Annotated in this window: 9 protein-coding genes; 2 read left to right on the top strand and 7 right to left on the bottom strand. The window is 55.0% G+C overall.

Annotation, left to right across the window (positions count from 1 at the left end; translation table 11 throughout):
• The 7 genes from ABJQ89_RS08085 to iolD form a co-directional block, all read right to left on the bottom strand.
• Nucleotides 1-508, bottom strand: a 508-nt coding sequence (locus ABJQ89_RS08085; RefSeq protein WP_348495739.1) for an SDR family NAD(P)-dependent oxidoreductase, incomplete at its 3' end; no start/stop codon positions are given.
• Nucleotides 509-591: 83 nt separating this feature from the next.
• On the bottom strand, nt 592-1,578 hold the full coding sequence (iolG, locus tag ABJQ89_RS08080) for an inositol 2-dehydrogenase (RefSeq protein WP_348495738.1): 987 nt from the start codon (nt 1,576-1,578) through the stop codon (nt 592-594).
• Nucleotides 1,579-1,582: 4 nt separating this feature from the next.
• Nucleotides 1,583-2,410 carry a class II fructose-bisphosphate aldolase gene (locus ABJQ89_RS08075; protein WP_348495737.1) on the bottom strand — a complete coding sequence of 276 codons (828 nt, stop codon included), beginning with the start codon at nt 2,408-2,410 and terminating at the stop codon, nt 1,583-1,585.
• Between the two features lie 53 nt (nt 2,411-2,463).
• Nucleotides 2,464-3,306, bottom strand: a complete 843-nt coding sequence (locus ABJQ89_RS08070; protein ID WP_348495736.1) for a 5-deoxy-glucuronate isomerase — start codon at nt 3,304-3,306, stop codon at nt 2,464-2,466.
• A gap of 11 nt (nt 3,307-3,317) precedes the next feature.
• Nucleotides 3,318-4,331: a 5-dehydro-2-deoxygluconokinase gene (gene iolC / locus ABJQ89_RS08065; RefSeq protein WP_348495735.1), complete on the bottom strand. Its 1,014-nt coding sequence runs from the start codon at nt 4,329-4,331 to the stop codon at nt 3,318-3,320.
• Nucleotides 4,328-5,164 (bottom strand): phytanoyl-CoA dioxygenase family protein, encoded by an 837-nt coding sequence (locus ABJQ89_RS08060; protein WP_348495734.1) that lies wholly within the window; start codon nt 5,162-5,164, stop codon nt 4,328-4,330. The genes iolC and ABJQ89_RS08060 overlap by 4 nt, the downstream gene beginning before the upstream one ends.
• Nucleotides 5,164-7,020, bottom strand: coding sequence for a 3D-(3,5/4)-trihydroxycyclohexane-1,2-dione acylhydrolase (decyclizing) (gene iolD, locus ABJQ89_RS08055; RefSeq protein ID WP_348495733.1), 1,857 nt, complete (start codon nt 7,018-7,020; stop codon nt 5,164-5,166). Before iolD ends, ABJQ89_RS08060 begins: the two co-directional genes overlap by 1 nt.
• Nucleotides 7,021-7,123: 103 nt before the next feature.
• Between iolD and ABJQ89_RS08050 the strand changes: the two genes are divergently transcribed.
• Both ABJQ89_RS08050 and ABJQ89_RS08045 read left to right on the top strand, forming a co-directional pair.
• Nucleotides 7,124-8,227, top strand: a complete 1,104-nt coding sequence (locus ABJQ89_RS08050; protein ID WP_348495732.1) for a Gfo/Idh/MocA family oxidoreductase — start codon at nt 7,124-7,126, stop codon at nt 8,225-8,227.
• Between the two features lie 9 nt (nt 8,228-8,236).
• On the top strand, nt 8,237-8,977 hold a 741-nt coding region (locus tag ABJQ89_RS08045; RefSeq protein ID WP_348495731.1), incomplete at its 3' end, for a TIM barrel protein.

Below are 8,977 nucleotides of genomic sequence, written 5' to 3'. Positions count from 1 at the left end.
CAATACCAGTATTGCGCATTTCAATGCGCAGGGTATCGGTTAGCCCTTCCATCGCAAATTTCGTGGAATTGTACGCGCCGCGGTATTTTGCAGCGACCAAACCCAAGACTGACGAGCAATTGATAATGCGGCCATGCCCCTGCTTGCGCATGATCGGGATCACGCGGCACGTCAGATCATGGTAACCAAACAGGTTGGTTTCAAAAATAGCCCGCAATCCTGCACGCGGCAAATCTTCAACTGCACCAGGAATGGCATAGGCCCCATTGTTATAAAGCGCATCAAGCGTGCCGCCCGTGCGCTCAAGGCATTCCGCGAGAGCCGTTTCGATGGACGCTTCATCCGCGTAATCCAGAACGAAGCTTTCAAGCCCCTCTTCGTTGAGGCGATCACAATCCTTTTGCTGACGGCACGTTGCAAAAACGCGCCAGCCTCTTTTGGCAAGCCCATGCGCTGCGTCATAGCCAATACCGCTTGAACACCCTGTGATCAGGATAGATTTTTGCATTTACGCACCCTCAATTTAGTTAAGGATGCATAGCTAAAAACGCGCGCAAATGCCAACAGTTGCCTTAGCGCGCCGTTTCACTGTCAAAGCAAAACAGGACGCCCTTCCGCGCAAGACAGCGCCGCTGCATCTGCAATCACTTGTGCACGCAATCCATCGTCCAATGTGGGCGAAACGAGCGTTTTACCTTCAACCGCGTCTATGAAATGCGAGATTTCCGCGATGTAGGCGTCTTCATACCGCTCGAGGAAAAAGTTGAGCGTTGGAGCACGTTGAAAACCCTCGGCCGTCGCCAGCTCAACGGTATTTTCCAGCTTATTCTCTGCCCGCAGCATGCCTTTGGAGCCGTGGACCTCAATCCGTTGATCATAGCCATATGTCGCGCGGCGCGAATTGGAGATTTGACAGATTTTCCCACTGACCGTCGTCAAGGTCACGGCTGCTGTATCAACATCACCCGCCTCTCCAATTGCCGGATCAACAAGGGCCGAGCCAACAGCAAAGACCTGGACCGGTTCTTCGCCAAGCAGAAAACGCGCCATGTCGAAATCATGGATCATCATATCGCGGAAGATTCCACCCGAGCTTTCAATATAGCTAATGGGTGGCGGCAGCGGATCACGCGACAGGATCGTTACGATCTCAACATCGCCGATGTCACCCGTTGCAATACGCGCCTGAATATTTGCAAAACTTGGATCAAAGCGACGATTGAACGCCGTCATAAAGGGAACGCCAGCCTCTGCCACGGCTTTTCCGCATTCACGAATGCGATCAGCAGACATGTCGACGGGCTTCTCACAGAATATCGCCTTACCTGCTGCAGCTGCGGCGTGGATCAGATCATAATGCGTATCCGTTGGCGTGCCGATGATCACCGCGTCGATATCATCGGCTTGCAAGATCGCATCCGTGCTGCGCGCCTCTGCGCCTGTCGCTTCGGCCAGCGCCTTTGACGCCTCAGGGAAGGCGTCCGATACAGCGACAAGCTGGGCGGTGCCAAGGCGTTTGATCGTATGTGCGTGGACCTGACCAATGCGGCCACATCCTAAAATTCCGATACGTAACATAGTGTTACCCTTTCAATGCCGCCAAAACCTGCCGCGTTGCCGCAACCAAAGGATCATGGGTTTCTTTCAAAATTTGCACGCGATCAAAGCGCGCGGGATCGTCGTTTACAGCCGTCCGCATCGCGGCGCCAAAGGCCATGCGCAGCTCAGTTCCGATGTTAAATTTGCAGATGCTACTCGTTTTTGCCAAACTTTGACGCTGCGCCACAGGCACCCCCGATCCGCCGTGGATGACCAAAGGAACCTCTGTCACCGCATCAATGGCGCGGATGCGCGCGTCATCAAGGCCGCCCTCTTTGTCCTGTTGCAGATGCACATTTCCGACCGAAATCGCCATCGCATCAACGCCGGTTTCAATCGCAAATCGCGCGGCCTCTTCCGGATCGGTCCCTGCCGAGGATTCACCGTTCGCGTAGCCCACAAAGCCAATCTCACCCTCACACGAAATACCAGCCGCATGGGCTATGTCGGCAATCTCTTTCGTTTGCGCGATGTTTTCGTCCAAAGGCAGGCGTGAACCATCGAACATCAAAGACGTGAAACCGCTCTCGAGCGCTTCGACGCATTCCTCTTTGGTGTATCCATGATCCAAATGAGCCACGACAGGCACAGAGGCCTGTTCCGCCAAATGACGAAACATCTTTCCCAATATAGGCAAAGGTGTGTGTTCACGGCACCCCGGCCCGGCTTGCAAAATCACAGGGCAATCTTCGGCCTCCGCAGCGGCCACATAGGCGCGCATATCTTCCCAACCGAGCGTTACAAGTCCACCAACCGCATAGCCCTGCTTCAACGCAGGTTGCAGCACGTCTTTCAGTGTCACGAGAGGCATGACATCTCCAATTCTCTAATTGCGTCGCCTTTCAGCGACGCGCTGTGATCGCGTTATTTAAATTTCGCGATCATGTCTTTGATGCCTGGGATCGTTTCGATCTGATAGGCGTGTGACGGTTGGAAATATTGCACCAGTGAACGTTGTGACAGGCCACCCAGAATGGTGAAGTAATACATCTGATATCCCGGTAGAACCGCGCAAGGGTGATATCCGCTATCAAGGCAAATGGTCGAGCCGTCTACTAGATGATAGGCATCCCCTGCTTTGCCATCTTCACGCTGCAGCATTTGCACGCCTGAGCCGTGGTTCGGCTTGAAACGGAAGTTATACGTCTCGTCATGGCGCGTCTCGAGCGGCAAGCGATCCGTGTCATGCTTGTGCGATGGAAATCCGGACCAGCCGCCCTCGCCCACAGTGAACAATTCCGACACCAGCAAACGACCGACTTTGTCGTGATACTTGGTGCCCAAGATATGCTTGATCTTACGGTGCGTTTTGGTTTCATCCGATCCGTATTGCACCAGATCAAGCTCATCCGCGCGCACATCGAATGCGTCGAGCACTTTGTCATAACGCGCGCCGCACACAAAGACTTCCGCCTCATCCGAAGTACATTCCATCACCGCTTTTGCCGCTGTTGGCACGTAGACACCTTCAGGTTCGCCGTCCCACACATCTTCGCGCCGATTGCCCAAAGCGTCTGCTTTGAAGCCCTCGATATCCACATTGACCGTGCCCGTCGCAGGAACGATGCAGGTCTCATATCCAGGCACTGCGTATTCAAACGCCTGCCCTTTCTTGAGCTTCACAATGTTAAAATAATTCAACGGAACCGTTGGATCATCCGCGTCCACGATGGGTTTGTTCTGATTATCAAATGGAGGGATATGCATGTCAGGCTCCTTTAAGATGTGCTTGAGGTCGGCGTGCTGGAAAGAGGCATACTGGGGCCAGGGTGATTAGAAAGAAATGCGTCTAGGTCATCGGGATATGGCATCGCAGGCGCGCAGCCCGGTTTGCCGACGACGATTGCCGCGCAGGCAGAGCCGCGCATGACCGCATCTTTGAGCGCGAGCCCATCGGCGATGCCTGTCAAAAGCCCCGCCATGAAGCTGTCGCCAGCGCCCGTCGGTTTCAGCGCTGTGACAGGATAGATGCCTGTGCGCTGCTCGCCATTTTTATCGAAGGTAACCGCGCCCTCTGGACCCATTTTGTAAATCACAATGCTCGCGGTGCTTGCGGCCAAATCGCGGGCCTTCTCAAGCCCTTTTTCGATGCCGCCTGCCATGAACCCGAATTCTTCGTCATTGCCCACAATGACATCTGACAACGCCCCTGCACGAGAAAGGACATCTGCGGCAACCTCAGCAGAGGGCCAAGAATACGGGCGATAATCCACATCGAAAATGATCGGCAGTCCAGCCGCGCGCGCAAGTTCGAACGCCTTGAACGCAGCAGAGCGTGAAGGTTCCGCCGCAAAGACGGTGCCAGCCGTGACCAGCGCGCCAAATTGAGTGTAATCGACCGCGCTTACATCTGCTTCAGTCATTTCGAAATCCGCCGCGCCATTGCGATAGATGACCGATTGATGATCCTCTAAGCGGCTCTCATAAAGCGCGAGCGACGTGCGCGCCTCGCCGCCAACGGTGCAGACATAATCCGTCGCCACATCGTATTTGCGTAGCAAACGTACGCATGCGCGTCCCACTGCATCGTCCGATACGCTCGTCACGAGCGAGGCCGCACCGCCGAGTTTCACAATCCCTGCAGCGATATTGGCGGATGATCCCCCCATATCGACATGCATTGATGTCGCATCCTCAACGCGCGCGCCGACGGGATCAGGAAATAGGTCCATCCCAACGCGCCCAACCACGACAAAGCGGTTTTTCTTAATTCCTGCGATCACGTCCGTCATGTGCGCCCAATCGTATTGCCTGCTTGCGCTGTGTCGAGCACCTCAGGATAGGGGTAGTTCAAGCCAAGAAGCTGTTTCAAATCATCCGAGGCTGCATCGATGAAGCCGTCCGGTAAAGCTGCCGGCATATCTTCGAGCGGTTTGACCCATTTGGGCAGGTAGTTGATCAGTACAGCCGAGCGATCAATCTGTGATGTGTTGGGCATCGCGCAATGCCATGCCGCGCCATAGAACAGGGCGACGTCACCGGGATCACCCAGCATACGCTCGCAATGATCATAGAAGTTATCTGCCTCGGCTGGATAGCGCAGCTCTTTCTGTGAGCCGGGCATATAAGCCGTCGCGCCTGTTTCCATCGTAAAGGGATCAAGTAGGATCGACACCTGCGCGTTCATCGGGAAAGAGCTGTTGAGGCCAATAGGATGGGTCTCTTGTTTGTACATGTCCCAATAGGGGTAATCCACATGCGGCTCCTGCCCTGGTCCTCCTGGCATAATCCGATTGGCGGCGATGGAGCCCATGATGAACTCTGTTCCTAGAAACTTGCGCAGAATGTTCATCAAGACGGGATGGGCCGCCATGTCCGAAAACACCGAGCCTTTCGCTAAGAGGTTCCAAACACGTCGTTGCAAATGGAACGTGCCTTCCTCTGCAGCCTTCCCTTGAAAATGCGCAACCTTATCAGCCTCAGCCGAATAGGCGTGAATGATCTCTCGCGCCTCTTTGATCGCAGCGTCCGAGAACAATCCCGTCAAGCGCACCGCGCCTTTGCCGTTCAGCAATTCGTCTACGATCTCGGCTGGATCCGCGTTTTGGGCTGTAAACTGACGCATCACACGCCCTTTCGCTGTTTATGGCGTGAGCTTTCAACATCCTCATGCGCCGCGCGCACCTTGTCGGATGTAGTCACTTCCGGCGTTCCAACTTCCCACCATGCGTGACCCTCGGTGGTCCAACCTTCGTATGGATCGACCTGCATGCAAATCACGTAGGTTTTGTCGCTCGCCTTGGCGCGTTTGAACGCCTCGGCCAGCTCGTTCGGGTTCGCCACGGTTTCGGCAGTCGCCCCCATGGCTGCCGCATGCGCTTCGAAGTCCATCGCGAAGGGATTGGTGGCAGTCGGCGTGTCGGCGATCAGGTTGTTGAAACTTTCATTGCCCATGTTGTTTTGCAGCTTGTTGATCACCGCAAAACCACCGTTGTCGAGCACCAGAATGATCATCTTTTTGCCCGTCAAAACCGACGAATAAATGTCCGAGTTCATCAACAGGTAAGAACCGTCACCGGTGAAGACGATCGTGTCTTGATCCGGCTCGCGTTCAGCCTGCGCAATGCGCGCGCCCCAGCCGCCTGCGATTTCATAGCCCATGCAGGAAAAGCCGAACTCCACATCCACTGTGCCAATATCCAACGTGCGCCAGTTCGCGGTGACTTCGGCAGGCAAGCCACCCGCAGCCGCAACAACGCGATCGCGCGGATCGCACAGCGCATTCACAACGCCGATGGCTTGCGCATAGGAGTTCTCCGCATTCCCGTAAGCGACGTTGTCCGCCACGTAATCGGTCCATTTCTTCCGCTCGCCTTGCGCGAATTTGGTCCATTCGGCTGGCGCTTTGTAATCTGAGGCCAAGGCAGTCAGCGCTAATTTCGCATCGCCGACGACTGTCATCGACATGTGCTTAGCCGCATCGTGTCGACCCACATTCACCCCGATCAGTTGCGCATCATGGCTAAAGGCCGTCCATGACCCTGTCGTGAAGTCCTGCAACCGCGTGCCAACCGCCAGAATGACGTCCGCCTGCTCTGCAATGGTGTTAGCAGATTCCGATCCCGTCACGCCAATCGGCCCAATATTGAGCGGATGGGTGTCGAGCATGTTCGCACGACCCGCAATCGTTTCAACAACTGGAATGCCCGTGGCTTCGGCGAATGCAGTCAACTCAGCCACTGCGCCAGAATACTGCACACCGCCGCCCGCAATGATCATCGGGCGTTTCGCTAGGCTTAAACGTGCAATTGCTTCCGCAACTTCTTCCGCATCCGGCGCTTGGCGTCGAATGCGATGCACGCGCTTTTCAAAGAACGCTTCAGGATAATCATAGGCCCAGCCTTGCACATCTTGCGGCAAGCCAATGAAGGCAGGCCCGCAATCAGCAGGATCAAGCATCGTGTTCAAAGCCGCAGGCAAAGACTGAATAATTTGCGCCGGATGAGTGATGCGATCCCAGAAACGGCTCACAGCCTTGAACGCGTCATTCACGCCAAGCGTCGGTTCGCCAAAATGCTCGAGCTGCTGCAAAACAGGATCAGGAAGCCGCGTTACATAAGCGTCACCGCAGAGCATCAAAACAGGCAAACGATTGGCATGCGCCAAAGCCGCGCTGGTCAAAAGGTTCGCAGTGCCTGGCCCCGCGCTCGCCGTGCAAAACATGAAGCGTTGGCGCAGCCATTGCTTGGCATAGGCCGCCGCTGCAAAACCCATGCCCTGTTCGTTCTGACCACGATAGAGCGGCAAGGTCTCTTGATGCTCATGCAGCGCTTCGCCAAGGCAGGTCACATTACCATGACCGAAGATGCCAAAACCGCCGCCGCACAGGCGCATTTCCTCGCCGTCTATAGCGATAAACTGGTTGTCCAGATAACGAACAATCGCTTGCGCGACCGTGAGGCGAACAGTGCCTGTTGTCATCGTTGAATTCTCCCATTGCAGCGATTGACGCTTGCTTGATTTCGAATCCAAGGATAATGATTTTGCAACCGGTTGCAAATAGATTCTCCGGAGAGGAACACGAATGAGCGAAATTGGCATTGGAATCTTGGGTGGCGGCTATATGGGCAAGGCCCATGCCGTTGCGATGTCCGCTGTGGGTGCTGTCTTTAACACGGCCCTGCGTCCACGCCTTGAAATGGTTTGCGCGACCTCTGCTGCATCCGCCGAAAAATATCGCAAAGCTTACGGGTTTGCGCGCGGCACAGATGATTGGCGCGCCTTGGTCAATGATCCGCGCGTCGATGCGATCATTATTGCGACCCCGCAGAACATGCACCGCCCTATAGCAGAAGCAGCATTTGCACTTGGCAAGCCAGTCTTTTGCGAGAAACCTCTCGGCACCGATGTCGAAGATAGCCGTGCAATGGTTGCCGCCGCAGAGGCCAATGGCGCAATCAATATGACCGGGTTCAACTACATTCGCACGCCTGCAACGCAATACGCGCGCCAGTTGATTGAAGACGGCGTTATCGGCGACATCACAGGATTTCGCGGCGAACATACAGAGGACTTTTTGGCGGATCCCAATGCCCCTGCCACATGGCGCACAAGCGGCAAAGCCAACGGTATGATGGGCGATCTTGCACCGCATCCCATTAACTGTGCTTTGCGTTTGATGGGACCGATCACGTCCATCATGGCGGAAATCGAAACTGTGATCGAGGACCGCCCAGGCGGCAAAGTCACCAACGATGATCACGCCCATATGCTTTGCCGTTTTGAAAGCGGCGTGCTTGGCTCCATCTACGCCAGCCGCATCGCGACAGGACGCAAAATGGGCTATGCGTATGAGATCACCGGCTCAAAAGGGGCGATCCGTTTTGATGGCGAAGACCAGAACGCGATCCATCTCTATAAAATGGATGGACCAGACGCACAGCGCGGCTTTACCAAAATTCTGATTGGCCCAGATCACCCTGATTATGAACCTTTTTGCCAAGGCCCGGGCCATGGCACAGGGTATCAGGACCAGATTATCATCGAAGCACGTGATTTTCTGCAAGCCATTGAAACCAAGACAAACATCTGGCCCACATTCCGCGATGGAATGGAGGTCAACCAAATCATCGCCGCAGCGCACGCCTCTTCAGATGCGAAAGCTTGGCGCACTATTAACGACTTCTAGGACACCGATATGACGATCCAAATTGGCAACGCGCCCTGCTCATGGGGCATCGAATTCCCATCTGATCCAGCCTACCCTAAATGGCAATCCGTGCTGCAGCAATGCGCGCAGGCGGGGTACAAAGGTATTGAGCTTGGCCCCATCGGCTACATGCCCGAAGACCCTGCGATCCTGTCAGAAGAACTCGCCAAACATGACCTGAGCATCATTGGCGGCGTTGTTTTTCAGCCCTTCCATGACGCAGAAAAGTGGGATGATGTGCTCGATGCAGCGACGCGAACCTGTAAAGCGCTCGTCGCGCATGGCGCCGAACATTTGGTGCTGATCGATAGCATTTCACCGCGCCGCGCCCCAACCGCTGGCCGTGCAGATGAAGCTGAACAAATGGACAAGGCTGAGTGGACCACCTATCGTGATCGCATTGCAACTGTCGCAAAAATGGGCGCCGAAGAGCACGGCCTGACTGTAGGTATCCACGCCCATGCGGCTGGCTTTATGGACTTTGAGCCAGAACTGGATCGCCTCTTGAATGAGGTCGATGAAAGCATCCTTAAAATCTGCTTTGATACGGGCCACCACTCCTATGCGGGCTTTGATCCTGTTGCCTTCATGAAGCGCAACATTGATCGCATCAGCTATATGCATTTCAAGGATATCGACCCTACGGTGAAGGCAGACGTTGTTGCCAATCGCACCGATTTCTACAAAGCTTGCGGGCAAGGGATTTTCTGCAATCTGGGCCAAGGCGAC

The sequence above is a fragment of the Planktotalea sp. genome, from assembly GCF_039984035.1.
Lineage (GTDB): Bacteria > Pseudomonadota > Alphaproteobacteria > Rhodobacterales > Rhodobacteraceae > Planktotalea.
Note: the sequence above shows the minus strand (reverse complement) of the source record. Positions and strands in the feature narration are given on the sequence as shown.

Excerpts from the sequence above, each read along its gene's own strand:
- iolG (WP_348495738.1), bottom strand. The coding sequence starts at position 1,578 with ATGTTACGTATCGGAATTTTAGGATGTGGCCGCATTGGTCAGGTCCAC.
- ABJQ89_RS08075 (WP_348495737.1), bottom strand. The coding sequence starts at position 2,410 with ATGCCTCTCGTGACACTGAAAGACGTGCTGCAACCTGCGTTGAAGCAG.
- ABJQ89_RS08070 (WP_348495736.1), bottom strand. The coding sequence starts at position 3,306 with ATGCATATCCCTCCATTTGATAATCAGAACAAACCCATCGTGGACGCG.
- iolC (WP_348495735.1), bottom strand. The coding sequence starts at position 4,331 with ATGACGGACGTGATCGCAGGAATTAAGAAAAACCGCTTTGTCGTGGTT.
- ABJQ89_RS08060 (WP_348495734.1), bottom strand. The coding sequence starts at position 5,164 with ATGCGTCAGTTTACAGCCCAAAACGCGGATCCAGCCGAGATCGTAGAC.
- iolD (WP_348495733.1), bottom strand. The coding sequence starts at position 7,020 with ATGACAACAGGCACTGTTCGCCTCACGGTCGCGCAAGCGATTGTTCGT.
- ABJQ89_RS08050 (WP_348495732.1), top strand. The coding sequence starts at position 7,124 with ATGAGCGAAATTGGCATTGGAATCTTGGGTGGCGGCTATATGGGCAAG.